A 24454-nucleotide genomic window follows, 5' to 3' on the forward strand; every position below is an offset into this window, starting at 1 on the left:
ACCGCACTCCCTAGCGTGTCCATGAATGTGAATATCGGACGCCCATGTGTACGGCTGGCGATGCAAGGAGATCCACGGATGCCCGCTCCCCGCACCGTTCTGCTCACCGGCGCCGCCGGTGGACTCGGCACCCTGATGCGGGACCTGCTCCCGGCATACGGCTACGAGTTGCGCCTGATGGATCTGCGGCCCGTCGAGGGCGCGCCGGACGCGATCACGGCCGACCTCGCCGACCGGGAGGCCGTGCGCGAGGCCGTCCGTGGCGTCGACGCGATCGTCCATCTCGCGGGCATCTCGCTGGAAGCGTCCTTCGAGAAGATCCTCAAGGCCAACATCGAGGGAACCTACAACCTGTACGAGGCCGCGCGCGCGGAGGGCGTGCCCCGGATCGTGTTCGCCTCCTCCAACCACGCGGTGGGCTTCACCCCCCGCCCCCGGGACGGCGACCCGCTGATCCCGATCGACACCCCGCACCGGCCCGACACCTTCTACGGCCTGTCCAAGTCCTTCGGCGAGGACCTGGCCCAGCTCTACTGGGACAAGCACGGCCTGGAGACGGTCTCGGTGCGCATCGGCTCCTGCTTCCCCGAACCCACCAGCGTCCGCATGCTCTCCCTGTGGATGAGCCCGGCCGACGGCGCCCGCCTCTTCCACGCGGCCCTGACCGCCGAGCACGTCGGCCACACCGTCGTCTACGGCTCCTCCGCCAACACCCGCCTGTGGTGGGACCTCTCCACCGCCCGCGCCCTCGGCTACGAGCCGCAGGACGACTCCGAGCCGTACGCCGAGAAGCTCATCGCCGAACAGGGCGAGCTGTCGCCCGGCAACGAGGCCCACGCCAACCTCGGCGGCCACTTCGTCAACGACCCCCCGATCTGGCCGTACTGACCCCGACCGTACCGACGAAAGGAGCGGGCGGGCACCGAACGGGCCCGCCCGCTCCCGCATTCGGGCACGTCCGTTGCCCGATGCCACGTCCGCCCCAGGTCCGCGACGGGCAGCGGCCACGCGAAACGGTCAGGGACGGGCAGCATCGGACCCGTGACAGACCTGGTCGGCGCCGCGCACCCGCTGTAGAACTTCCCCCAAGGCCCACAGCGGGCCCGAACGGGCAGCACTACGGCGAGGAGAGCAGGTGTCGGCCATGAGCGCGGAAGAAAGGCAGCGCGAGATCGTCAGGGCCGCTCGCAGCACCGGCGCGGTCGACGTCGCCGAACTCGCGGTCGCGCTGGGCGTCGCCAAGGAGACCGTACGGCGCGATCTGCGCGCCCTGGAGGACCATGGCCTGGTCCGCCGTACGCACGGCGGCGCGTATCCCGTGGAGAGCGCCGGGTTCGAGACGACGCTCGCCTTCCGCGCCACCAGCCACGTGCCCGAGAAGCGCCGGATCGCCGCCGCGGCGGCCGAACTGCTCGGCGACGCGGAGACCGTCTTCGTCGACGAGGGCTTCACCCCGCAGCTCATCGCCGAGGCACTGCCCCGGGACCGGCCGCTGACCGTGGTCACCGCCTCGCTCGCCACTGCGGGCGCCCTCGCCGAGGCCGGCAACACCACCGTGCTGCTGCTCGGCGGCCGGGTGCGCCCCGGCACCCTCGCCACCGTCGACCACTGGACGACGAGGATGCTGGCCGGCTTCGTCATCGACCTGGCGTACATCGGCGCCAACGGCATCACCCGCGAACACGGCCTCACCACCCCCGACCCGGCCGTCAGCGAGGTCAAGGCCCAGGCGATCCGCGCCTCCCGGCGCACGGTCTTCGCGGGCGTCCACACCAAGTTCGGCGCCGTCAGCTTCTGCCGGTTCGCCGAGGTCGGCGGCCTGGACGCGATCGTCACGAGCACGCTGCTGCCGACGTCCGAGGCCCACAGGTACTCGCTGCTGGGGCCCCAGGTCATCCGCGTCTGACCCCGGCCCCTACCGACTCCACGGCCCCTGCCCTCCCTGCCCGCACACCTCCCCCTCCCCTCCCCCTGCCTCCCCTACCTCCACGTGCCCCTTATCTCCCCATACGTCCAGGAGCGATCCATGCGAATCCCGAGCCGACGGAGGCCGCGCGCACTCGCCGCGGTCGCCGCAGGGACGCTGCTCGCCCCGCTTCTCTCCGGCTGCTGGACCGGGGCGGGCGGGGCGGGATCCGGCGGCGACGCCATCAACGTACTCATGGTCAACAACCCGCAGATGCAGGAGCTGCAGAAGCTCACCGCCGCGCACTTCACCAAGGAGACCGGCATCAGGGTGAACTTCACCGTGCTGCCGGAGAACGACGTCCGCGACAAGATCAGCCAGGACTTCGCCAACCAGGCGGGCCAGTACGACGTGGCCACCCTCAGCAACTACGAGATCCCCATCTACGCCCGCAACGGCTGGCTGGAGGAGCTGGACCCGTACGTCGCGAAGGACGCGGCCTTCGACCAGCAGGACGTCCTGAAGCCGATGCGCCAGTCCCTGACCGGCGACGACGGCAAACTCTACGGAGAGCCGTTCTACGGCGAGTCGTCCTTCCTGATGTACCGCAAGGACGTCTTCGCCGAGCGAGGGCTCACCATGCCCGAGCACCCCACCTGGCAGGAGGTCGCCGACCTGGCCGCGAAGGCCGACGGGGCCGAGGACGGCATGAAGGGCATCTGTCTGCGGGGACTGCCCGGCTGGGGCGAGGTCATGGCACCCCTGACCACCGTCGTGAACACCTTCGGCGGCACCTGGTTCGACAAGGACTGGAAGGCCCGGCTCGACTCCCCCGAGTTCGAGAAGGCGACCAGGTTCTACGTCGACCTCGTGCGCGAGCACGGCGAATCCGGCGCCGCCCAGGCCGGCTTCGCCGAATGCCTCAACAACATGACCCAGGGCAAGGTCGCCATGTGGTACGACGCCACCTCCGCGGCCGGCTCCCTGGAGGCGGACGACTCCCCGGTGAAGGGCAGGATCGGCTACGTACCGGCGCCGGTCGAGAGGACCGAGTCCTCCGGCTGGCTCTACACCTGGGCCTGGGGCATCCAGCAGGCCTCCCGCAACCCGGACAAGGCATGGAAGTTCGTCTCCTGGGCGTCCAGCAAGGAGTACGAGGAACTGGTCGGCGAAGAGATCGGCTGGTCGAACGTCCCCGCCGGCAAACGGGAGTCGACGTACACGAACCCCGACTACCGCAAGGAGGCCGCCGCCTTCCAGGAGATGACCCGCGAGGCCATCGAGGGCGCCCGGCCCACCGACCCCGGGATACAGCCGCGCCCCGCGCCCGGCATCCAGTTCGTCGGCATCCCCGAGTTCACCGACCTCGGCACCAAGGTCTCCCTGGAGATCAGCGCGGCCATCGCCGGACGCCAGTCCGTCGCATCGGCCCTCAAGAAATCGCAGGCGCTCGCCGAGCAGATCTCCGAGGAGTACGAGGGACGATGACCGCGACCACGACAGCGCCGAGGGCGGCGACCCCCGTACGCACCCAGCGCACGCCGAACGCCCGGCTGCGCGCCTGGGCCACCCGCGCCCCGCTCCTGCCCGCCCTGATCTTCATGATCACCGTGACCCAACTCCCGTTCGTGGCCACGCTGGTGATCTCCTTCCTCGACTGGAACTCCCTCTACCCGGACGCCCGTTCCTTCGCCGGCTTCGCCAACTACGGCGAGGTGCTCACCGATCCCGACCTGCGCCGCTCGGTGTGGACGACGATCCTGCTGACGGTCGCCGTGGTCCTCGCCAGCCTGGTCCTCGGTCTGCTGCTCGCCCTGCTGCTGGACCGGAGGTTCCGGGGCCGGGGCATCGTCCGCACCCTCCTCATCGCCCCCTTCCTGGTGGTCCCGGTGGCGGCCGCCCTGCTCTGGAAACACGTGCTCTACAACCCCGAGTACGGCCTGTTCAACGGGCTGTTGCACTATGTGGGCGGGCCTCAGCCGGACTGGATCTCGGACACCCCGCTGCTCGCTGTCGAGGCCTCCCTGGTGTGGCAGTGGACGCCGTTCATGATGCTGATCCTGCTGGCCGGACTGCAGTCCAGGGACCACCAGCAGATCGAGGCCGCCCGGGTCGACGGGGCGAGCGACTGGCAGATCTTCCGCCATCTGACGCTCCCGCACCTGCGCCGCTACCTCGAACTGGGCGCGCTGCTGGGCTCGATCTACATCGTGCAGAACTTCGACGCGGTCTTCACGATCACCTCGGGCGGCCTGGGCACCGCGAATCTGCCGTACACCGTCTACCAGACCTTCTACCAGGCCCACGAGAACGGCCTCGCCTCGGCCGCCGGCGTCCTGGTCGTCATCGGCTCGATCATCATCGCGACGTTCGCCCTGCGCGTGGTGTCGTCGCTGTTCCGCGAGGAGGTGTCGCGCGGATGAGCGACACGACGACAGACACACGCGACACGACGGCGGCTGCGAACGGCCCGGCGGCAGCCGGGCGCCGCACGGCGAGGCAGACACGTCCGGGGCGTGTCCGCGGCGCCCGGGGCGCCGGCCTCGGGGTGGCCGCCTGGCTGCTCGGCCTCCTCTTCTTCCTGCCCATCGCCTGGATGGCCCTGACCTCGCTGCACTCGGAGCCGGACGCGGCGACCAACCCGCCGTCCTGGGCGGCCTCCCTCACCCTCGACGGCTACCGCGAGTTCTTCGGCGTGGACGGCGGCGCCAGCCCCTGGCCGGCCCTGATCAACTCGACGGTGGCGTCCCTCGCCTCGACGCTACTGGTCCTGCTGCTCGCCTTCCCGGCGGCGTACGCGCTGTCGATCCGCCCGGTGAAGAAGTGGACGGACGTCCTGTTCTTCTTCCTCTCGACGAAGATGCTGCCGGTGGTGGCGGGTCTGCTGCCCCTCTACCTCTTCGCGAAGAACACGGGGCTGCTGGACAACATCTGGCTCCTCGTCCTCCTCTACACCTCCATGAACCTGCCGATCGCCGTCTGGATGATGCAGTCCTTCCTCGCGGAGGTCCCGGTGGCGGTGATCGAGGCCGCGCAACTGGACGGCGCCCGGCTCCCCACGGTGCTGGCCCGGGTGGTGGCGCCGATAGCGGCCCCCGGCATCGCCGCGACCGCCCTGATCTGCTTCATCTTCAGCTGGAACGAGCTGCTGTTCGCACGGGTGCTGACCGGCGTCGTCGCCGAGACCGCGCCCGTCTTCCTGACCGGCTTCATCACCAGCCAGGGCCTGTTCCTGGCCAAGGTGTGCGCCGCTTCGCTCGTGATCTCCCTGCCGGTGCTCGCCGCGGGGTTCGCCGCCCAGGACAAACTGGTCCAGGGCCTCTCCTTGGGAGCCGTCAAATGAAGGCCGCCGTCATCGAGTCCGTGGGCAAGGCCGTCGTCGCCGAGGTCCCGGACCCGACACCGGGACCCCGCGAGGTCGTCGTCGAGGTCGCCGCGTGCGGACTGTGCGGCACCGATCTGCACATCCTCCAGGGCGAGTTCGCCCCGAAGCTCCCGATCGTGCCCGGGCACGAGTTCGCGGGCGAGGTGGTGGGCGTGGGCAGCCGGGTCACGGAACTCTCCGTGGGCGACCGGGTGGCCGTCGACCCGTCCCTGTACTGCCACGAGTGCCGCTACTGCCGGACCGGCCACAACAACCTCTGCGAACGGTGGGCCGCGATCGGGGTCACCACGGCCGGCGGCGCCGCGCAGTACGCGGTGGCACCGGTGGCCAACTGCGTCCGGCTCCCGGAGCACGTCCGCACCCAGGACGCGGCCCTGGTGGAGCCGCTGTCCTGCGCCGTACGGGGCTACGACGTCCTGCGCGCCCGCCTCGGCGCCCATGTCCTGATCTACGGCTCGGGCACGATGGGCCTGATGATGCTGGAGCTCGCGAAGCGGACGGGCGCGGCGAGCGTGGACGTGGTCGACGTGAACCCCTCCCGGCTGGAGACCGCCCGCCGACTGGGCGTCTCGGCGTCCGCCGCCGGCGCCGACGAACTGGACCGCCCCCAGGGCTGGGACGTGGTGATCGACGCGACGGGCAACGCCGCCGCCATCCAGGACGGCCTGGACCGGGTGGCCAAAGCCGGCACGTTCCTGCAGTTCGGAGTGGCGGACTACGCGACCCGGGTCACGATCGACCCCTACCGCATCTACAACCAGGAGATCACCGTCACCGGCTCCATGGCCGTCCTGCACAGCTTCGAACGCGCGGCGGAACTCTTCGCGGGCGGCGTCCTGGACCCGGACGTCTTCATCAGCGACCGGCTGCCGCTGGACCGCTATCCCGAGGCGCTGGAGCAGTTCGCGTCGGGAGTGGGCAGGAAGATCGTCGTGGTGCCGTAGAGCTCGGTACCGGGGAACGGCGGCGGGCGGCCGGGGCGCGCCGTGGGCGACCGAAATTCGCTGGGCCGTCGCCGCTGCCACCTCTACCATCCGGGACATGCCACGCCCCAGCGGATTCACCTACGCCGAGCATTCCGACGGCACCGTGACGATCGACCACCACGGCCGCGCGGCCACGACGCTGCGCGGCCCCCGAGCCGCCCGCTTCCTCGCCGAGGCGGCGGCGGGCGACCCGCAGCTGGTCATGGCCCGCTGGACCGGGAACTACCGGCGGGGCAACGAACGCACGGCCCGGGAACACCCCCGCAACCGCCGCTGACCCGAACGGGCGCCCGGCGCGCCTCGGTAAGGGAACGGTAAAGCGGCTTGAATCGTTCACCCGGCATGACCGCTATGACCCCCGGCTCGAACATCCCGCTGCCCGTCGCCCGCGTCGCGGTGGACGTCGCCGCGCCCGTGCGGCTCGACGTCTCGGGCCTGCTGCTCACCGCCGACGGCAAGGTGCGCTCGGACGACGACTTCATCTTCTACAACCAGCCGAGCGGCCCGGGCGTGACGTACCGCTCCGGCGGCGGCACGACCCCCGACTCGATCACGGTGGACACGACGGCCGTACCCCCGGGCATCGAGAAGATCATCGTCACGGCCAGCCCCGACGCGGCCGGCCAGACCTTCCAGGGCATCGAACCGACGGCCACGATCCGCGACGCGGCCGGCGGCGCGGTGATCGCCACGTTCACCCCGCCGCAGCTGGGCTCGGAGACGGCCCTGGTGATCGTGGAGGTCTATCTGCGCAACGGCGCGTGGAAGGCGCGCGCGGTCGGCCAGGGGTACGCGAACGGCCTCGCGGGCATCGCGACGGACTTCGGCGTCACCGTGGAGGAACCCGCCCCGGCCCCGGCCCGGCCCGTCGCCCCGGCCGCCCCCGCCATGCAGCCCCCCGCCGCCCCGCCCGCCCCGCCCGTGGACCCCCGCATCGCCGCCGCGCCCCCGGCACCCCCCGCCCCTCCGGCCCCACCCGCGCCCGGCGCCGGGAAGATCAACCTGGACAAGGGCCGCGTCAGCCTCCAGAAGAACCAGACGGTCTCCCTGGTCAAGGGCGGCCGTCCGCTCCTCTCGCAGGTCAAGATGGGCCTCGGCTGGGAGCCGGCATTCCGGGGCAAGGACATCGACCTGGACGCGTCGGTCATCGCGTACGGCCCCCAGCGCAACCACATCGACAGCTGCTACTTCGGCAAGCTGTCCATCGTGGGCGGCGCGATCAAGCACTCCGGCGACAACCTCACCGGTGAGGGCGGGGGCGACGACGAGGTGATCGTGGTCGACCTCGGCCGGCTCCCCCAGGAGGTCACCGGGCTGGTCTTCACCGTCAACTCCTTCTCCGGCCAGAAGTTCACCGAGGTCGCCAAGGCCTACTGCCGCCTCCTCGACGCCGCGACCGGCGAGGAGCTGGTCCGCTTCGACCTCACCAACGCCGAGGCCCAGACCGGCGTGATGATGGCCAAGCTGATCAAGCAGTTCTCCGGCGAGTGGGAGATGACGGCGATGGGCGACTTCGTGAAGTCCCGCACGGTCAGGGGGATGGTGAAGCCGGCGGCCCAGGCCCTCTGAGGCACGCGTACGAAACGCCGGGCGCCCCCACCCGGAGGGCGCCCGGCGCTGCATCAGAGAAAGGCCGGGCCCCGCCCGTCTACTGGATCACCCCGCTGTACGCGTTCAGCGCCGGCTGCCCGCCCAGGTGCGCGTAGAGCACGGTGGAGTTCGGGTCGATCTCGCCGCGCTCGATCAGGTCGATCATCCCCGCCATGGACTTGCCCTCGTAGACGGGGTCGGTGACCATGCCCTCGGTGCGTGCCGCGAGCTGCATGGCGACGAGGGTGGCGTCGTCCGGGACGCCGTAGATCCCGGCGTGGTACCGCTCGTCCAGTTCCACGTCGTCGACGGTCAACTTCCGCTTGAGACCGATGAGTTGTCCGGTGTTGTGCGCGATCCGGGCGATCTGCTCACGGGTGCTGTCCGGCTTGGCCGAGGCGTCGATGCCGATGACCCGGCGTGGCCGCCCGCCCGCCTCCTCCAGCGCGGCGAAACCGGCCACCATGCCGGCCTGGGTCGAGCCGGTCACCGAGCACACGATCACCGTGTCGAAGAAGACGCCCAACTCACGCTCCTGCTCGGCCACTTCGTACGCCCAGCCGGCGAAGCCCAGACCGCCGAGGGGATGGTCGGAGGCGCCGGCCGGGATGGCGTACGGCTTGCCGCCGCTCTCCTCGACCTCCCTGAGCGCCAGTTCCCAGCTCTCCTTGAAGCCGATGCCGAAGCCAGCCCGGACGAGCCGTACGTCGGCGCCCGCCAGGCGGCTGATCAGGATGTTGCCGACCTTGTCGTAGACAGCGTCGGGCCAGTCCACCCAGCTCTCCTGCACGAGTACGCACTTGAGCCCGGCGCGGGCGGCCACGGCGGCGACCTGACGGGTGTGGTTGGACTGCACACCACCGATGGAGACGAGGGTGTCGCAGCCCTGCGCGAGCGCGTCGGCGACCAGGTACTCCAGCTTGCGGGTCTTGTTGCCGCCGTAGGCGATACCGGAGTTGCAGTCCTCCCGCTTGGCCCAGACGGCGGCGCCGCCCAGATGGGCGGTCAGCCGCTCCAGCGGGTGCACCGGTGAGGGCCCGAAGAGGAGCGGATAGCGCTCGAAGGAAGAAAGGGACACGGGTCCTCCCGGGGATGTCCTTGGAGTGGGTCAGTGGTCCGCCGCGCCGGCGGCGTGCTGGTCGAGGGCCTCGGCCTGGGGTCCGCCTGCTTCCCCGGCTTCTTCAGCTCCCTCGGCTTCCTCGGCCTCCTCGGCCTTTTCGGTTTGGTCGACCTCGTCGACGAGCGCGGCCAGACCGTGCCAGATCTCCGCCGTCACACGGACCGCCTCGTCGGTCTCGCCGGCCGCGCATGCCTCGATCAGTTGCTCGTGCAGTCCGGCCGAGCGGCAGTTGCCACCCTCGCCGAAGCGCCGGCGCTCCAGTCGGCGGATGAGCGGGGTGTAGCGGGCGATGGTGGCGGCCGCGGCGCGGTTGCCGCTGACCCGGACGAGGACGTCGTGGAGCTCGTCGTCGGCGACGAGGGCGGCGTCCACGTCGCCGGTGCGGACCGCGGCGGCGAACCGCTCGTTGGCCGAGCGCATGGTCTCGACGTCCGCCGCGAACAGCCGGGGCACGGCGGTCCGGGTTACCAGTTCGTGCATGGCCCCGACGACGGCCGCGGCGTCCCGCACATCGGCGGCCACGACGGGCGTGACCCGCGTGTAGCTCTGCGGTTTGCTCTCCAGGAGCCCCTCGTCCACCAGCCGCGAGAACGCCTCCCGCACCGGGGCCCGGGACAGCCCCAGCAACTCCGCGAACTCGGCGTCGCGCACCACCGCACCGGGCTCGATCTCCCCGGCCACGATGGCGTCCCGGATGGCTTGGTACGCACGGTCCCTGAGCAGGGTCCGCCCGACCGGTCGTATGGCCTCCATGGACTGAAATGTTAGATGTCAGCGTGAAGTTCAGACAAGGACCAGTCACGTCGTGATCCCGGGCCGAAGGAGGAGCCCGAGAAACCAAGATGCGCGGATGCAGCTCTAGGCATCGTCAGGCGATATCACCAGAAACGGGTATCGGCGGTAAGCAACCCGCCAGACCTGCACGAAGGATCTCATTCTCGGGGCTGATACACGCCATTCCGCGCACCAGTCGTTACCTGGCACCTGTCACAAGGCCGTTGACCACGAACAAGCCGGAGGGAGATGCCAGTACGCCGTAAACGCTTCTGATGCCAATCGACTCAACAGTCTTCACTCGGTCCAAGACCACAGCCTCGTCGTAGCCATGCATATCGCTACCCGCCGGGGCCACATGGCCGAGCACCTGAGCCAGTCGCTCCAACTTGCGAGCCTTGTATCCGATGCGTAGCTCCAGTAGGCCAGCGAGACGGACCAGTGCCGTGGCTCGCGAGACATCGACGATGCAGATCGGCCGACGGCTCTCAATCCGATAGCCATTGATGGAATGATTCCCGCTCCGCTGCCGTTTGTCGACAGTTAACCGACTGGCAACGCCGAGACGCAACAGGGCATCGGAAACCTGAGCCGCCAGTTCTGGCGATACTGTGGCGTACTCGACAGAACCATGCAAGGCACCTCGCGGATTGGCCCTCTCCCGCACACAGCCATCGGTGTCGATGAGCCCCGAGATGCATCCGATCCAGAAATCACGACTAAACGCATCAGAAGGCAATGACTTCCGGTCACACCGCTGGCCCCATACACCATAGCGACGAAGGCATTCAGTAATGGGATTCCGGTACCCCGACCTGAAGGGGAATCGCATGCGCACGATCGAACCGTTCGGGGTCTCACGCACAACGCATCCATGATCAGCAGCAAAGTCCCGCATGAACGCTGCGGCTCCGTCGTACGGGTCACCATGGAACTCGGGAGTACACGACGTCATTCCACCATCGCCGAGCATCGCTCCGACGAAGTACCCTTCGCGAGCATCTCCCTTGTTTCCGAAGTGGGCAGCAGCCAAGGGAACCGGTACCCGGTCACCAACAGCCAGAGCGTCAGTCTGTTTCCATTCCCACGCCTGTCGCCCCTTTTCCCGCTGTGTCACCCACGGCTGATCACCACTCACTTCAATGATGCGGCCAGATACGAATCTGATGCTGTACGCCTCACGCGGAACGCTTCCGGACCAAGCACTCGGCGGCGCTCCGACAAGTTCGCCGACCGAATGGTCACGTGCCCCTTGATTGGCTCCATAACGAACCGGTCTGGTGTCCCACTCCTTGCTGTACGACAGCACAGGAAGGCGTTTCGCGACCACTTCCTCGATCGGTTTTGCCGAGCCATCTGGAAGCCACACGCGAGAGCCTTCGACAATGCCACCCCGAAGTTCCTTGTTCATGGTCCTCTCCGTCTCGAACGACCATCAGTACGACGCTCAAACGCTATGTCGAGACGGAGATGTGCACAGGGTCCTCGATTAGAGCCACTCGTTCGGGGGAGCCGGGGCAGTTACCGCTTCTGCCGCTTCCAGGGCCCCGTGATGGCGAGCAGGATTCCCGGGGCCTGGATGTTGGCGTACAGGGTCTTTCCGTCGGGCGAGAAGGTGACTCCGGCGAACTCGCTGTACTCCGGCTCCTCGTCGGTGCCGATGTTCAGGTCGTTGCGGGCGATCGGGTAGGTACGGCCGCTGTCGGTGGCGCCGAACAGGTGCTGGACGCCTTCGCCGTCCTCGGCGAGGACGATGCCGCCGTACGGGGAGACCGTGATGTTGTCGGGGCCGTCGAGGGCGCCGTCGGCGGACGGGTCCGGGTTGACGCCGAGGAGGATCTTCAGGGTGAGGGTGCGGCGCTTGGGGTCGTAGAACCAGACCTGGCCGTCGTGCGCGGCACCGGGGCTCTCGGCCCGGGCGTACGAGGAGACGACGTACGCGCCGCCGTCGCCCCACCACATGCCCTCCAGCTTGCGGGCGCGGGTGATCTCGGTGTCGGCGAACTGCTTGCGGACGGCGACGGATCGGGCGTCGCGGTCGGGGACGTCGATCCAGTCGACCCCGTACACCGTGCCGATCCGTGTGGCGCGGGAGAGGTCGTCGACGAACCGGCCGCCGGAGTCGTAGCACCGGGGGGCCTGGAGGACGCCCGCGTCGTCGGCGAGGGTACGGAACCTGCCGGGGCCGTAGGTGAAGCCCTTGGGCGGGGTCCAGCGGTAGAGGAGGCCGTTGGGGCCCGCCGCGTCCTCGGTGAGGTAGGCGTGGCCGCGCCTGGGGTCGATGACGACGGCCTCGTGGTCGTAGCGGCCGAAGAACTTCAGCGGCTTCGGGGCGCGGTTGGCGCGGCGGTCGCAGGGGTCGACCTCGAAGACGTAGCCGTGGTCCTTGGTCATGCCGTTGACGCCGGCCCGGTCGGAGTTCTCCTCGCAGGTCAGCCAGGTGTTCCACGGTGTGCTGCCGCCCGCGCAGTTGGTGGAGGTGCCCGCGATGCCGACCCACTCGGCGACCTGGCCGTCGGGCCGCACCTCCACCACGGTGCAGCCGCCGGCCGCCGCGGGGTCGTAGACCAGCCCTTCGGTGAGCGGCACCGGGAACTGCCAGTTGGCCCGGGGGCCCTTCAGCTCGTGGTTGTTGACGAGGAGGGTGGTGCCGCGCGGGCCGGGGAAGGCGGCGGTGCCGTCGTGCTTGCCGGGGGTGAACTCGCCCGACTCCAGCTTCGTCCTGCCGCTGTACGTGATGATCCGGTACGTGAACCCGGCGGGCAGCGCCAGGATGCCCTGGGGGTCGGGCAGGAGGGGGCCGTAGCCGACGCCGCCGCGGTCCGCCCCGCGCGCGGTGCCGTCGCCGTCGAGGGCCGTGTCGCCGGTCTCCGCGGCGGTGTCCGTGTCCGTCGACGCGAGGGCGTTCGGCGCGGTGGCGAGTGCGCCCACGCTGCCAGCCAGGGCGACACCGGTCGTGGTGGCCGCGGATCGTCTGGCGAAGTCCCTGCGGGTGAGCGGCATGCTGTCTCCTGCGTGGCGTGGGCTGACCGTGGGGGCGGACCCTGGGTGTCGAGCCACACGCTCGCGCTCCCGCCTGAACGTTGGTTGAACACGCCGTAGCTCGGGAGTGCCGGGGCGTGGGCGGGTGCGGGTGCGGGTGCCGGGGGGGGGCCGCGCGTTGCCGGGCATGGGATTCGGGTGCGTCGGCGGGTGCGGCTCCGGTGGGGCTTCTCGCGCAGTTCCCCGCGCCCCTGAAAAGCCGGGGCTGCGCCCCGTGCTTTTCAGGCTTCAGGCCCGCAGGGCCGTAGTGTTTCAGGCCCGCAGAACCTGGTCCTTTGGGGGCGCGGGGAACTGCGCGAGAAGCCCTACGCACCCGCACCCGCACCCGCCGACGAACCGAACCCCCGAGCTATCAGGCGCCCGCGCCCGCGCCCCCACCCCCCGGCCCCATCTGCGACCGCGCCTTGAACGCCGCCTTCCGGGCCTCCTTCGCCACCTTCTTGTCGGGGTGGATCCTCCCCATCGCCTCCAGCACATCCGGCGTCGCAGGATGGTCCACCCGCCACGCCGCCGCGAAGAACGACCCGTGCTGCGCGGCCAACCCCTCCACCAGCGCCCTCAGCTCCGCCGAGTTCCCCTCGGCGGCCAACTGCGCGGCCACCGTGTCGATCGTGAGCCAGAAGACCATCGCCTCGGACGGCGCCGGCACGTCCGCGGCACCACGCTCGGTCAGCCACACCCGCGCGAGCCCACCCAGCTCGGGGTCGTCCAGCACGTCCCGGAGGGCCGGCTCGGCCACCGCGCCCACGAGGGACAGCGCCTGCTGACAGCGCAGCCGCCGCAGCGGAGCGCCCGCGTCGGACCCACGCGCCGCGGCCAGCAGCTCCCGCGCAGCGTCCAGCGACTCACGACGGGCGAGCCACTGCTCGGTCTCGGCCTGGGCCGCCGCGGGCGGAAACGCGGCGGTGCCGTCGAGCAGCACGTCCGCGCCCTTGTCGACGAGGTCCCCCACGGCGGGCGCCACCACGCCGGCCTCCTGGAGCCGCGCCCGTACCCCGTACAGCCCGAGCGGGGTGAGGCGGACCAGGCCGTACCGGGTGACATCGGTGTCGTCGACGACGGGCGCGCCCGGCTCCTCGGCGGCGGCCACGGCCTCCTCCGCGTCCCTCATCAGCGCCTCGTCCACCGGCTGGTACTCCACCAGACCGATCGGCTCCAGCACCCTGAACTGGTCGTCGAGCCGCATCATGGCGTCGGAGACCTGTTCCAGGACGTCGTTGGTGGGTTCGCCCATGTCGTCGGGGACGATCATCGAGGCGGCGAGGGCGGGCAGCGGGACCGGCCCGTCGGGGCCGTCCTCGCTGACGGTGAGGAGGTAGAGGTTGCGGAGCACGCCGTCGAGGAAGTCCGCCTCGGCGCCGGGGTCCCAGTCCATCCGGGAGAAGTCGATCTCACCGCCGGAGTCCATGGCCTCGACGAGGCCGTCGAGGTCGGGCACGCTCGCGTCGGCGAGCGTGGTCTCCAGGGCGGTGAGCCAGATGCCGAGCACGTCCTGCGGTCCGCCCGAGGTGAGGAGTGCGAGGTCCTCGCCGACGCCGACCGTCCCGGCCTCCTCGTCCACGACCTCGACGAGCCCGGTGTCCAGGGCCACCCGCCACGCCTCGCTCGCCAGGGCCGCCGCGTCCTCACCGTCCACCCCGCCGGCGCCTCCCGCACCACCGCCGACGCCCCCGGCATCCCCGGCGCTCGCGGAACTCCCCACGCTCCCCGCCCCCTCACCCGTGAGCCCGAGCACCCCGGCGGCCTCCGGCAGCTGCTCGTCCACGAGTTCGCCCCCGGCGCCGACCCGTGTGTCCGGGCCCGCCCAGCGGGCGAGCCGTGCCGCGCGCGAGAGCAGCGGCGTGGCGAGCGCCTCCCGGGCCAGTTCCGCTTCGGGGAGGAGCCGCACCGGCGGGAGTGGCGAGCTGTCTGACATCGGCGGGGATCTCCTCGGAACATCGGAACAAGGGACGAACAGCGGCCGAGCGGTTCGGGGCCGCCGGGAGACGGCGCCCGAGGGCGATACGTGTACGAGTACGCAGCCGCTCAGCCTAGACGGATTTGAACCCATGCCGCCCGGTTCATGTACCTGCCAGGAGTTGAGTGTGGCTGAAACCTTGACAACTGGCGTGACCAGGCACGAGATTGACGCGCGTAGAAACTCACGGGTAGCTCTGCGCGGATCACAGGGCCACCCACCGGCGCGACCGCCCGGGTTCACCGAACCCCGCCGGCGCCCGTCGGGGTTCTACGCGCGTCGCACCGCCCCACCGGTCGCAGGCCACCCCCCGTCCACTCTCGTCCCGGCGCTCACGTACGTCCCCGGAGGGATCCCCTTGCCGAGCAAGAGAACCGCGCGCATCGGCGCGCTGACCGTCGCCACCATCTGCTCCACGGTGTCCGCCGTGGTCCTGACCTCGCCCGCCGAGGCCGACTCCATACGCATCCACGACATCCAGGGCACGACCCGGACGTCCCCGCTCGCCGGTCAGCAGGTGACCGGGGTGGAGGGCATCGTCACGGGCGTCCGCACCTACGGTTCGCGCGGCTTCTGGATCCAGGACACCCAGGCGGACTCGAACCCGGCCACGAGTGAGGGCGTCTTCGTCTTCACCAGCTCCCGGCCGACCGTTTCCGTGGGCGACGCGGTGTCGGTCGCGGGCACGGTCTCCGAGTTCGTGCCGGGCGGCACTTCGTCCGGAAACCAGTCCGTGACGCAGATCACCCGCCCGACGATCACGGTGGTCTCCACCGGCAACACCGTCCCCGCCCCGACCGTCGTCGACGCCAGGTCGGTGCCGAACCGGTACGCCCCGGCGGGCGACACCGCCGCCGACGGCTCGATCAACGGCCTCACCCTCGCCCCCGGCACGTACGCCCTGGACCGCTACGAGTCCCTGGAGGGCATGAACGTCCAGGTCGCCGACGCCCGAGTGGTCGGCGCCACCGACCCGTTCACCGAGCTGTGGGTCACCGTCAAGCCCTGGGAGAACGACAACCGCCGCGGCGGCACGGTATACGGCTCCTACACCTCGCAGAACACCGGCCGGCTGCAGATCCAGTCGCTGGGCGCGGTCGCCGACTTCCCGAAGGCGAACGTCGGCGACACTCTGAAGGGCGCCACCACCGGCCCGCTGGACTACAACCAGTTCGGCGGCTACACCCTGGTCGCCCACCAGCTCGGCACCCTGAAGCAGGGCGGCCTGGAGCGCGAGACGACCCGTAGGCAGGGGCGCGGCGAGCTGGCGGTGGCGACGTACAACGTCGAGAACCTGGACCCCTCGGACGCCTCCTTCGCGGACCACGCGGCGGCGATCATGCACAACCTGCAGTCGCCCGACATCCTGGCCCTGGAGGAGATCCAGGACAACAACGGCGCCACCAACGACGGTACGGTCGCCGCCGACCAGACGGTGAAGAAGCTGATCGAGGCGATCGCGGCGGCCGGTGGCCCGACGTACGACTGGCGCTCCATCGACCCGGTGAACCTCGCGGACGGCGGCGAGCCCGGCGGCAACATCCGCCAGGTGTTCCTGTTCAACCCCGAGCGGGTCTCCTTCACCGACCGTGCCGGCGGCGACGCGACGACCGCCGTCGGGGTGACGAAGGCGTACGGCAAGGCGCGGCTGACGGTCTCCCCCGGCCGTATCGACCCGGCGAACGCCGCCTGGACGAACAGCCGCAAGCCGCTGGTCGGCGAGTTCTCCTTCCGCGGCAAGCCCGTGTTCGTGATCGCGAACCACTTCGCCTCCAAGGGCGGCGACCAGTCGCTGCACTCGGCGTTCCAGCCGCCGAAGCGGAGTTCGGAGACCCAGCGTCACCTCCAGGCGACCGCCGTGAACACCTTCGTCAAGGAGGTCCTGGCGAAGGACAGGAACGCGGACGTCATCGCCCTCGGTGACATCAACGACTTCGAGTTCTCCGAGACCGCCGAGCTGCTGGAGGACGGCGGCGCCCTGTGGTCGGCGGTCAAGTCGCTGCCGCGGAGCGAGCGTTACTCGTACGTCTTCCAGGGCAACACGCAGGTCCTCGACCAGATCCTGATCAGCCCGTCGATCCGGCGCTCGTGCGACTTCACGTACGACAGCGTGCACACCAACGCGGAGTTCAACGACCAGATCAGCGACCACGACCCGCAGGTGCTGCGTTTCAGGCCGTAACGGCGCGAGGCGGGCCGTCACGGCGGCGCGCGGTTCTCAGGGCTGGCTGAACACCCCGTTCAGCCAGCCCTTCCACGCGGTCTCGCCGGCCTGCGCGTCGGCGCCCGGCGCGAAGTCGTGGACGCTCATGCCGACGCGGTGACCCCAGTGGTTGCGGCCGAAGACGCGGATGAGGGCGTCGTCGGTGCGCAGACCGATGAAGTACGGGTCGCGGTAGTCGACGACGGCCTCGAAACGCTGCCCGCCGGGCCCCTCGGCCTGGACGCGGGCGCCCTCGGCGGTGTCGTCCGCGAGGCCGAGCGCCCGTCCCACGACGGTGAGCGCGTCCGCGGCGCCGGACGCCTCGGGGCCGTCGAAGGTGGCGAACGCGGTGATCTTCCGGCCGGCGAAGCGCGTCAGGTACTGGCGCAGGGTGTGCAGGTAGAAGGCGGTGTGCTTGGCGGCGCCGTCGTACTGGTTGTCCCAGTCGTCGACGAAGACGCCGCTGTGCACGTACCGCACCCAGGCGCGTCGGCCGTCGTCGCGCGGCTCGATCGTGTAGTCGAGCTGGTTGAGGGTCTGCTCGGAGATCCCCTCCACGTCCTCGACCCGGTTGGTGTACCGGTGCGGCGGGTCCCACGCGGTGACCTCGGAGCCGAACGGCCCCTTGCCGCCGACGCGCGGCTCGGGTGCCTCCATCGGCCACAGCCAGCCGCCGGTTCCGGCGGTGACGGCCTCCCACACCTCCTCGGGGGTGGCGTCGACCTCGAACTCACGGGCGATCTCGAATTCCTTGGGCATGACGTGCTCCTCGACGGGTCTCACGGGGTGGGCGGTTCGGGCTGGACGGGGAGTGCGGGCCGCTCGGGCCGGCCGGTCTCCTCGGCGGGCTGCGGCTTGACCGTCGGGTGGACGGCGACCACGATCCGGTGGCCCCGGCCGCCCTGGGCGTCGGGGGCGTCGTACTTGCTGATGAGCGCGCTCACCCCTGCCGTCAGTTCCTGGACGAAGGCGGCGCGGTCGGCGGCCGAGGCGAAGGTGACCTCGCCGTCGAGGGCGTAGGTCGCGAGGCGCTTGCGGGCCTTGGCCGCGCCGGTGATCAGCGTGCCGACGTCCCGGACCAGCCGGGCGCCGAGTGCCAGCAGCCAGCGCGCGGAGAGCTGGTCCCGGAAACGGTCCGGATCCGGCTGTACGGCGGCGAGCGCGAGCGGCGAGATCACGTACGACGCGGCCGTGGCCCGCATCAGCCGCTCCGTGACGTTGCCCTTGCGGCGCTCCCCCGCCAGCTCGACCAGACCGTGCTTCTCCAGGGCCTTCAGGTGATAGTTCACCTTCTGCCTGGGCAGCCCGACCTTCCCGGCCAGCATGGCCGCCGACGCGGGCCCGGCCGCCAGCTCGGCGAGCAGCCGGGCGCGTATGGGGTCCAGCGAGACGGCCGCTGCCTCGGGGTCCTCGATCACGGTGACGTCCAACATGGCTCCACCGTCCCACCGAAAACTTTTTTTGTCCAGACGGTTCGAGTTTTCGGCGAGTGATGGCTCGGTGGTCCCGGTCGCGCGGTCGCTCCCGGGACCGAGAGCCCACCGGGCTCAGTCGGGGACGAGGCCGAGGGCGTACTCGTACCGCTTGACCGAGCCGGTCTCCAGCAGTCCGGGCCAGGTCTGTACGCGCTGCCAGAGCGGTGAGGGCGAGCCGATGCCTTCGCCGGGGGCCGCCATGGCGTCGATGTGGTGCCGGGCGGTTTCCCACTCGGCGTAGTTGAGGACGCGGGTGCCGTCGGTGCCGAGGTGGAAGTGGGCGGAGATGCCGCCGGGATGCGCGTCCGGCTCGGCGGCGAGCGCCTCCTCCACGGCGTCCACCCAGGCACGCTGCCGCGCCGGGTCCGGACCGTCGAACTCGACGTCGACGATCACGACGCACCCGGGCACGCGTGCGGCACGGTCCTCCCCGCCCGTGAGACTGCGGTACCGCCGATAGCGATGGAGCCCCACCCGTTCGATGCCGGGGACGGCGGTGTCGATGGCGTCGTTGCGCTCCTGCCGCCGCGTCTTGACGAAGGCCTCGTACGCCTGCTCGTCGGCCCACTGCGAATGGTGCAGCAGGCCGGAACCGTCCTCGGCGGTGTAGATGAAGTACCCCAACAGCCCTTCCGTCGGCCACGGCCGCCGCTCCCAGGTGTCGGCGATGGCCTCGACGGTCCGGCGTTGCCGTTCGGGGGTGCCCACCTCCCAGGTGCTGAAGAGGGACGCCCCGACGTCGGGGCGGTCGAGGACGGGGTGGAGGTCCGTACGACGGGTCGTGCTCATGCTGCTCTCCCATGATCGGTACTCGGTGTGCGCGCACCGACCACTCTTCGACCTCAACCAAGATTCAGGTCAAGTCCGCGATTCGGGCCCGGGTTTCGGGAGACCCGCCGGTCATGGAGCAGAGGCGGCCGGAGGCCGAGCGGGTGGGGAAGGCGTCGGGGACCGGCGGCGGGGAGGGCGTGGAGGGCGGTCCCACCGGGCTGCCGGGGCGCTCGTGGTGGGCGGTGGTACGACGCACGGTCAAGGAGTTCCAGGACGACGAACTCGCCGATCGTGCCGCCGCGTTGACGTACTACGGCGTCCTGTCGCTCTTCCCCGCGCTGCTGGTGCTGGTGTCGATGCTGGGGGTCGTCGGACAGCGCGCCACGGACCGGATCCTGGACAACATCGGCGACCTGACCCCGGGCCCCGCACGGGACATCCTGCGGGACGCGGTCGTGCAACTGGGCGACAGCGGCGGTACGGGCGGGGTGCTGGCGATCGTCGGTCTGCTGGCGGCGGTGTGGTCGGCGTCGGGCTACGTGGCGGCGTTCATCCGTACGTCCAACGCGGTGTACGACCTGCCGGAGGGCCGCCCGGTGTGGAAGCTCACGCCGCTGCGGATCGTCCTGACCCTCGTGCTGATGCTGATGCTGGCGGCGAGCGCGCTGATCGTCGTCTTCACGGGTCCGCTGGCCGAACGAGCGGGCACGACGATCGGGCTCGGCGACGCGGCCATCGCACTGTGGGACATCGCCAAGTGGCCGGTCCTGCTGGTCCTGGTGACGCTGATGATCGCGCTGCTGTACTGGGCCGCGCCCAACGTCCGCGGCCGGGGCTTCCGTTGGGTGAGCCCCGGCGGTGTCCTCGCGACGCTGATCTGGCTCGCCGCGTCCGCGGGCTTCGCCGTCTACGCGGCCAACTTCGGTTCGTACAACAAGACCTACGGCGCGCTCGCCGGCGCCGTCGTCTTCCTCATCTGGCTCTGGCTCACCAACCTGGCGATTCTCCTGGGCCTGGAATTCGACGCGGAACTCTCCCGCGAACGTGCCATCGCCGAGGGCCGCTCCCCCATGGAAGAGCCCTACGTGGAGCCCCGCGACACCCGCACCTGGCCGCCTCGCCTGCGCGCCCTGCGGGAGGCCCGCGCCCGGACCACGGGCGCTACGGGCTCGTCGGGGTGCGCCGGGTTCGCGGGGCTCGTCGGGCAGCAGGTCGGCCGAGGAGTGAGCCGACAGCCACCGCCCGACGCCCGCGCACGCCCACCACCACCGGAGTGAGCGCGCAGGCGTGAGACGACCCACCGGGTACCGTGCAGGGCGTGCCGGCGTCAGACGACCCACAGGCGTTGAGCCCACAGGGGTTGAGCCCACAGGGGGTTGAGCCGCGCAGGCGTCGGGCCCCAGCACCGTAAGCCCATGCGGCGCAGGCGTCAGCCACCCCCGCCGGAACAGCCGACCGGGAGTCAGCCGCCCCTAGTGGTAGTGGCGCCAGGCCAGCACTCCCGCCGCGGCCACCGCGACGGTCGCGCCGCCCACCACCACCGCCTCCCGCGGCACCCGCTCCCACGCGGAGTGCATCCTCGCCTTCACATCGGCCTTGGCGGCCAGCTCCTCGACCGTGTCACCGAGCTGCGCCCGGGTCTGCTCGATCTGCCGCCGCAGTTCGTCGGGCCCCTTGGCGCCCACCGAACCATTGGTCGCGCCGCCGGAAGCACCGGCCGTACCGGATGCGTGCGTCATCGCCGGGCCCTCCCCTTGATCTCGTCCACGTCGGCCTTGACGCTGTCGAGCGCCAGCTCCGGCCGCGGAGGTGTGGCCCGCCGCAACTGCGCACGCCCCATGGCGGCCAGTACACCGGCGATCACGAACAGCACGGCCATGACGATGAGCGCGGCGGCCCACACGTCCAGCACCAGCGACAGCGCCGCGACCCCCGCCGCGGCGAGGGTCATGAACCCCACGTAGGCGACGGCGCCGGCCGCGCCGAGGAGCCCACCGCCGCGCCCCGCGCGCCGTCCCTTCTCGGCCAGCTCCTCCTTCGCGAGGGCGACCTCCTGTCGTACGAGCAGGGAGAGCTGTTCGGTGGCCTGCCCCACCAGCTCGCCCACGGAGTGATGGTCGTGTTCCGCCGGCCCCGGACGCGCGGATCGCACAGAGCGCACGAATCGCGTGGGCCTGGTCTCGGTGGTCCCGGTCACGGTGTCGCCTCCTCACACATCGGGACGCCCCGAGTACCCCCACCGGCTCGCACTACCCCTGCGCTCACCAGCACATCCCCGTGGCCAGGCAGCCGACCCTTCTCTCCGTAGCAATACTTCCACATATCTTGTAGGAGAATTAAGTAGAGCTTCACAATGAGCACGCCGAAACTACCCCCATGGCTCCCTTGTCTCCCGCGGCTCCCGCGGTTCCTCTTACGCGCGTCCACCGCCCGGCCCCCTTCGGCCGCGCCCTCTGCGCGATGGTCACTCCCTTCACGACGTCCGGCGCACTCGACCTGGACGGGGCCCAGCGGCTGGCCGACCGGCTGGTACGGGAGGGGTGCGACGGGCTGGTGCTGTCCGGTACGACGGGCGAGTCGCCGACGACGACGGACACGGAGAAGGCGGAGCTGATCCGGGCGGTGCGCGCGGCGGTCGGCGAGCGGGCCGCGATCGTGGCCGGGGTGGGCACCGCCGACACCCGTCACACGGTGGAGCTGGCACTGGCGGCCGAGAAGGCGGGCGCGGACGGTCTGCTGGCCGTCACGCCGTACTACAGCAGGCCCCCGCAGGACGCCGTCGAGGCCCACTTCCGCGAACTCGCCGACGCCACGGGGCTGCCCGTGGCGCTGTACGACATCCCCGGCCGCACCGGTACCCGCATCGAACCGGAGACCATGATCCGGCTCGCGGACCACCCCCGGATCGTGGCGGTGAAGGACTGCGCGTACGACCTCCTCGGCACCCAGAAGGTGCTGGCCGAGACGAGGCTCGCGTACTACACCGGCTGCGACGAGTACGTCCTCGCGCTCTACGCGATCGGCGGGTCCGGTTACGTGGGGACGGTCGCGAACGCGGTGCCGCGCCACTTCCGCTCGATCCTCGACGCGTTCGACGCGGGCGACCCGGGCGAGGCGGCCCGCCTCCAGCGGCTGACCGTCCCGCTCACCGAGCTGATGATGGCCTCCGGCCTGCCCGGCTCCGTCACGGCCAAGGCACTCCTCGACCGACTCGGTCTCCCGTCCGGCCCGGTCCGCGCACCGCTGCGGCCCGCCGGTCAGGAGATGACCGACGGGCTGCTGGCGGCGTACGACCGGCTGGTGAACGCCTGAGATCCGATGCCGGCGGGTCAGCGGGTGGCGAAAACCGGGTTCCAGCGCCCGGGAGCCCCGTCGTTGCCCTTGCGGGCGCCGCTGAGCGGAATCGTCCTGTCGCTGCCGATGGTGACGAGGACCAGACCGTTGTGGTACTCGTTCTTCCCGCCGGCCGCGATGTCCCAGGCGATGAGCCGCTCGTTGTCGACCCAGGCGAGCAGCTGCTGACCGCGGACCTTGTGGAGCCGCTTGCCGGTGCGGGGGTCGAGGATCTCGGAGGCGGTGGTCCTGGCGCCGCCCGCGAAACCACCGGCGGCGAGCTTGCCGTTCGGGGAGAGCCGCGCCTCCACCGACCAGGTCAGGTACTTCTCGTCGGCCGGCTTGGCGACCTTGTCACCCTTCAGGTCGTAGTACTGGTCGTGCGGCTCCATGCTGAGCCCGGAGCGGACCAGCTTGCCGTCACCGCTGAAGGAGAAGTCCTGACGGGAGTTGACGAAGAGCATCTCCTCCTCCTTCTCCGGTGGGACCGCGCTCCACTCGCTGTGGCCGGAGTCGACGTCGACGATGTAGAAGCCGGTCCGGTACGACTCGGTGTGCACCGGCATGTAGTCGTTCTTCTTGCCGTCGCCGTCGGCGTCGTCGGCCGCCCTGGTCAGCGCGTCGGGGTTCTTGCTGTAGGTGGTCGCGACGAGCCTGGTGCCGTCGGACGAGAACTCCACACTGGCCACGCCCCGGTCCACCGGGATCCAGCGCTCCACCTCGCCGGTGAGCAGGTCGAGCAGCCCGATCCGCTTGGCGGGCAGTTCCGTCTCCAGGACGGCGGCGGTTCGCATGCCGGGCGCGACCGCGACCATGGACCAGCGGGAATCCGCGACGTACTTGCCGGTCTTCTGGTCGAGGATCGAGTAGGAACGCTTCCCGACGGCGGTGTCCTTCTTCTTGTTGATCCTGGTGTCCCAGGTCCAGTACGCGGCCAGTGCCACGTCCCCGGCCGCGATCAGGTCGCGCGGCGGCGACTGGTCGGGGTGGGCGATGATGTCGCTCTTGTTCATCTCGGTGGCGAGCCGTACCTGGTCCTTGCCGGAGTCCAGCAGGGGCACGGCCACCGCGACGGCGACCACGGCGGCGGTGGCCGCGGCGACCGTGGCGAGCCTGCGGGTCCGGCGGCGGCGCCGGACGGTCAGCACTCGCTCGGCGAAGTCCACCGCCAGGGGCGGCTGTTCGGCGGCCTGCTCGCGCAGCGAGTCGCGCACCAGTTCATCGACGTTCACGGACGCACCTCCACGGGCGAGAAGTCACGGGACGGCTGCTGCTCGACCGCGGCGTGTCCGAGCGCGGCGAGTTCGGGCGCGAGTTCGCGCAGTCGGGCGAGCGAGCGGTGGGTCGTGGACCGCACGGTCCCCACGGAGCACCCGAGGATCCGGGCCACCTCGCCCTCCGGCAGGTCCTCGAAGTAGCGGAGCACCAGCACGGTCCGCTGCCGGGCGGTCAGCCGGTGCCAGCGCCCCGCGCATCACCAGCCGCAGCTCCACACCGGCCACGCCGTCGACGGCACCGCCGCTCTCGGGCGGCTCGGCGACGGTCAGCTCGCGCCGCCGCCATTTCAGCCGCCAGCGGCTGACCTGCTGCCGGTAGAGGATCTGCCGTACGTACGCCTCCGGCTCGTCGATCCGCTGCCAGCGCCCGGCCGCCTTGATCAGCGCGTTCTGCAACAGGTCCTCGGCGGCGTGCCGGTCCCCGCCGCTCAGCAGCACGGCCGTCTTCAGCAGCGCCGACGACCGCCCGGCCACGAACTCCCGGAAACTCTCCTGCCCCGCGGCATCCATCGTCACCTTCTCTTCCCCCGGCGGTCCCTGTGTCCGCCCTGTGCCCCTTGAGACGCGCCGCCCCGCCCACCGCTATGCCGGGCCGGCGAAGAAAAGTACCGGGGACGGCTCGGGGCCCGCACGCG

The 24454-nt window shown here is 70.8% G+C and carries 20 protein-coding genes and 3 pseudogenes; 11 read left to right on the forward strand and 12 right to left on the reverse strand.

Annotated features, from left to right (window positions below; genetic code table 11):
• The first annotated feature begins 78 nt into the window (after positions 1 to 78).
• The 8 genes from GWK25_RS29625 (at position 79) to GWK25_RS29660 (ending at position 7846) form a co-directional block, all read left to right on the forward strand.
• Entirely contained in the window at positions 79 to 888 is an 810-nt protein-coding gene (locus tag GWK25_RS29625) for an NAD(P)-dependent oxidoreductase (protein WP_215454462.1), read from the forward strand.
• Between the two features lie 256 nt (positions 889 to 1144).
• Positions 1145 to 1906, forward strand: a complete 762-nt coding sequence (locus GWK25_RS29630; protein WP_251829092.1) for a DeoR/GlpR family DNA-binding transcription regulator — start codon at positions 1145 to 1147, stop codon at positions 1904 to 1906.
• Positions 1907 to 2026: 120 nt separating this feature from the next.
• Entirely contained in the window at positions 2027 to 3394 is a 1368-nt protein-coding gene (locus GWK25_RS29635; protein ID WP_215454464.1) for a sugar ABC transporter substrate-binding protein, read from the forward strand.
• Positions 3391 to 4329 carry a carbohydrate ABC transporter permease gene (locus GWK25_RS29640; protein ID WP_215454465.1) on the forward strand — a complete coding sequence of 313 codons (939 nt, stop codon included), beginning with the start codon at positions 3391 to 3393 and terminating at the stop codon, positions 4327 to 4329. The genes GWK25_RS29635 and GWK25_RS29640 overlap by 4 nt, the downstream gene beginning before the upstream one ends.
• Entirely contained in the window at positions 4326 to 5249 is a 924-nt protein-coding gene (locus GWK25_RS29645) for a carbohydrate ABC transporter permease (protein WP_251829093.1), read from the forward strand. Before GWK25_RS29640 ends, GWK25_RS29645 begins: the two co-directional genes overlap by 4 nt.
• Positions 5246 to 6235: a zinc-dependent alcohol dehydrogenase family protein gene (locus GWK25_RS29650; RefSeq protein ID WP_215454466.1), complete on the forward strand. Its 990-nt coding sequence runs from the start codon at positions 5246 to 5248 to the stop codon at positions 6233 to 6235. Before GWK25_RS29645 ends, GWK25_RS29650 begins: the two co-directional genes overlap by 4 nt.
• Positions 6236 to 6332: 97 nt before the next feature.
• On the forward strand, positions 6333 to 6554 hold the full coding sequence (locus GWK25_RS29655; RefSeq protein WP_215454467.1) for a hypothetical protein: 222 nt from the start codon (positions 6333 to 6335) through the stop codon (positions 6552 to 6554).
• Positions 6555 to 6628: 74 nt separating this feature from the next.
• On the forward strand, positions 6629 to 7846 hold the full coding sequence (locus tag GWK25_RS29660) for a TerD family protein (RefSeq protein WP_215457681.1): 1218 nt from the start codon (positions 6629 to 6631) through the stop codon (positions 7844 to 7846).
• A gap of 79 nt (positions 7847 to 7925) precedes the next feature.
• Here GWK25_RS29660 and GWK25_RS29665 read toward each other — a convergent pair whose 3' ends face one another.
• From GWK25_RS29665 to GWK25_RS29685, 5 genes and pseudogenes are all read right to left on the reverse strand, one after another.
• Entirely contained in the window at positions 7926 to 8945 is a 1020-nt protein-coding gene (locus tag GWK25_RS29665) for a 1-aminocyclopropane-1-carboxylate deaminase (protein ID WP_215454468.1), read from the reverse strand.
• A gap of 156 nt (positions 8946 to 9101) precedes the next feature.
• Positions 9102 to 9740 (reverse strand): annotated as a pseudogene (locus tag GWK25_RS29670) (GntR family transcriptional regulator); the annotation flags it as partial.
• Positions 9741 to 9960: 220 nt separating this feature from the next.
• Positions 9961 to 11172 (reverse strand): LAGLIDADG family homing endonuclease, encoded by a 1212-nt coding sequence (locus tag GWK25_RS29675; protein WP_215454469.1) that lies wholly within the window; start codon positions 11170 to 11172, stop codon positions 9961 to 9963.
• A gap of 110 nt (positions 11173 to 11282) precedes the next feature.
• Positions 11283 to 12764: an alkaline phosphatase PhoX gene (locus GWK25_RS29680; RefSeq protein WP_215454470.1), complete on the reverse strand. Its 1482-nt coding sequence runs from the start codon at positions 12762 to 12764 to the stop codon at positions 11283 to 11285.
• 391 nt (positions 12765 to 13155) lie between these two features.
• Positions 13156 to 14718: a hypothetical protein gene (locus GWK25_RS29685; RefSeq protein ID WP_215454471.1), complete on the reverse strand. Its 1563-nt coding sequence runs from the start codon at positions 14716 to 14718 to the stop codon at positions 13156 to 13158.
• Positions 14719 to 15118: 400 nt separating this feature from the next.
• Between GWK25_RS29685 and GWK25_RS29690 the strand changes: the two genes are divergently transcribed.
• Positions 15119 to 16942, forward strand: coding sequence for an endonuclease/exonuclease/phosphatase family protein (locus GWK25_RS29690; RefSeq protein ID WP_215454472.1), 1824 nt, complete (start codon positions 15119 to 15121; stop codon positions 16940 to 16942).
• A gap of 36 nt (positions 16943 to 16978) precedes the next feature.
• On the opposite strand, the gene GWK25_RS29695 is transcribed toward GWK25_RS29690, so the two are convergent.
• From GWK25_RS29695 to GWK25_RS29705, 3 genes are all read right to left on the reverse strand, one after another.
• Positions 16979 to 17722: an SRPBCC domain-containing protein gene (locus GWK25_RS29695; RefSeq protein WP_215454473.1), complete on the reverse strand. Its 744-nt coding sequence runs from the start codon at positions 17720 to 17722 to the stop codon at positions 16979 to 16981.
• Positions 17723 to 17742: 20 nt separating this feature from the next.
• On the reverse strand, positions 17743 to 18396 hold the full coding sequence (locus GWK25_RS29700) for a winged helix-turn-helix domain-containing protein (RefSeq protein ID WP_215454474.1): 654 nt from the start codon (positions 18394 to 18396) through the stop codon (positions 17743 to 17745).
• Between the two features lie 114 nt (positions 18397 to 18510).
• Positions 18511 to 19227, reverse strand: coding sequence for an antibiotic biosynthesis monooxygenase (locus tag GWK25_RS29705; RefSeq protein ID WP_215454475.1), 717 nt, complete (start codon positions 19225 to 19227; stop codon positions 18511 to 18513).
• Between the two features lie 113 nt (positions 19228 to 19340).
• On the opposite strand from GWK25_RS29705, the gene GWK25_RS29710 reads away from it, so the two are divergent.
• A complete protein-coding gene (locus GWK25_RS29710) occupies positions 19341 to 20486 on the forward strand; it encodes a YihY/virulence factor BrkB family protein (RefSeq protein WP_251829095.1) in 1146 nt (381 codons plus the stop codon).
• A gap of 300 nt (positions 20487 to 20786) precedes the next feature.
• On the opposite strand, the pseudogene GWK25_RS44855 reads toward GWK25_RS29710, so the two are convergent.
• Positions 20787 to 20948: pseudogene (locus GWK25_RS44855) on the reverse strand (DUF3618 domain-containing protein); the annotation flags it as partial.
• Complete coding sequence (locus tag GWK25_RS29720; protein WP_374116986.1) at positions 20945 to 21406, reverse strand: phage holin family protein; 462 nt, start codon at positions 21404 to 21406, stop codon at positions 20945 to 20947. The gene GWK25_RS29720 and the pseudogene GWK25_RS44855, both read right to left, overlap by 4 nt.
• 179 nt (positions 21407 to 21585) lie before the next feature.
• Here GWK25_RS29720 and dapA point away from each other — a divergent pair, with 179 nt between their 5' ends.
• Entirely contained in the window at positions 21586 to 22521 is a 936-nt protein-coding gene (gene dapA, locus GWK25_RS29725; protein WP_215454476.1) for a 4-hydroxy-tetrahydrodipicolinate synthase, read from the forward strand.
• 17 nt (positions 22522 to 22538) lie between these two features.
• Here dapA and GWK25_RS29730 read toward each other — a convergent pair whose 3' ends face one another.
• Complete coding sequence (locus GWK25_RS29730) at positions 22539 to 23774, reverse strand: WD40 repeat domain-containing protein (protein WP_215454477.1); 1236 nt, start codon at positions 23772 to 23774, stop codon at positions 22539 to 22541.
• Positions 23771 to 24329: pseudogene (locus tag GWK25_RS29735) on the reverse strand (SigE family RNA polymerase sigma factor). Before GWK25_RS29735 ends, GWK25_RS29730 begins: the two are co-directional and overlap by 4 nt.
• Between the last annotated feature and the right edge of the window lie 125 nt (positions 24330 to 24454).

The sequence above is a fragment of the Streptomyces sp. ATCC 21386 genome, from assembly GCF_018728545.1.
In the GTDB taxonomy this organism is placed as follows: Bacteria; Actinomycetota; Actinomycetes; order Streptomycetales; family Streptomycetaceae; genus Streptomyces.

Excerpts from the sequence above, each read along its gene's own strand:
- GWK25_RS29640 (WP_215454465.1), top strand. The coding sequence starts at position 3,391 with ATGACCGCGACCACGACAGCGCCGAGGGCGGCGACCCCCGTACGCACC.
- dapA (WP_215454476.1), top strand. The coding sequence starts at position 21,586 with ATGGCTCCCTTGTCTCCCGCGGCTCCCGCGGTTCCTCTTACGCGCGTC.
- GWK25_RS29680 (WP_215454470.1), bottom strand. The coding sequence starts at position 12,764 with ATGCCGCTCACCCGCAGGGACTTCGCCAGACGATCCGCGGCCACCACG.
- GWK25_RS29705 (WP_215454475.1), bottom strand. The coding sequence starts at position 19,227 with ATGAGCACGACCCGTCGTACGGACCTCCACCCCGTCCTCGACCGCCCC.
- GWK25_RS29645 (WP_251829093.1), top strand. The coding sequence starts at position 4,326 with ATGAGCGACACGACGACAGACACACGCGACACGACGGCGGCTGCGAAC.
- GWK25_RS29710 (WP_251829095.1), top strand. The coding sequence starts at position 19,341 with ATGGAGCAGAGGCGGCCGGAGGCCGAGCGGGTGGGGAAGGCGTCGGGG.
- GWK25_RS29630 (WP_251829092.1), top strand. The coding sequence starts at position 1,145 with ATGAGCGCGGAAGAAAGGCAGCGCGAGATCGTCAGGGCCGCTCGCAGC.
- GWK25_RS29695 (WP_215454473.1), bottom strand. The coding sequence starts at position 17,722 with ATGCCCAAGGAATTCGAGATCGCCCGTGAGTTCGAGGTCGACGCCACC.
- GWK25_RS29635 (WP_215454464.1), top strand. The coding sequence starts at position 2,027 with ATGCGAATCCCGAGCCGACGGAGGCCGCGCGCACTCGCCGCGGTCGCC.
- GWK25_RS29650 (WP_215454466.1), top strand. The coding sequence starts at position 5,246 with ATGAAGGCCGCCGTCATCGAGTCCGTGGGCAAGGCCGTCGTCGCCGAG.
- GWK25_RS29675 (WP_215454469.1), bottom strand. The coding sequence starts at position 11,172 with ATGAACAAGGAACTTCGGGGTGGCATTGTCGAAGGCTCTCGCGTGTGG.
- GWK25_RS29625 (WP_215454462.1), top strand. The coding sequence starts at position 79 with ATGCCCGCTCCCCGCACCGTTCTGCTCACCGGCGCCGCCGGTGGACTC.
- GWK25_RS29685 (WP_215454471.1), bottom strand. The coding sequence starts at position 14,718 with ATGTCAGACAGCTCGCCACTCCCGCCGGTGCGGCTCCTCCCCGAAGCG.
- GWK25_RS29655 (WP_215454467.1), top strand. The coding sequence starts at position 6,333 with ATGCCACGCCCCAGCGGATTCACCTACGCCGAGCATTCCGACGGCACC.
- GWK25_RS29660 (WP_215457681.1), top strand. The coding sequence starts at position 6,629 with ATGACCCCCGGCTCGAACATCCCGCTGCCCGTCGCCCGCGTCGCGGTG.
- GWK25_RS29700 (WP_215454474.1), bottom strand. The coding sequence starts at position 18,396 with ATGTTGGACGTCACCGTGATCGAGGACCCCGAGGCAGCGGCCGTCTCG.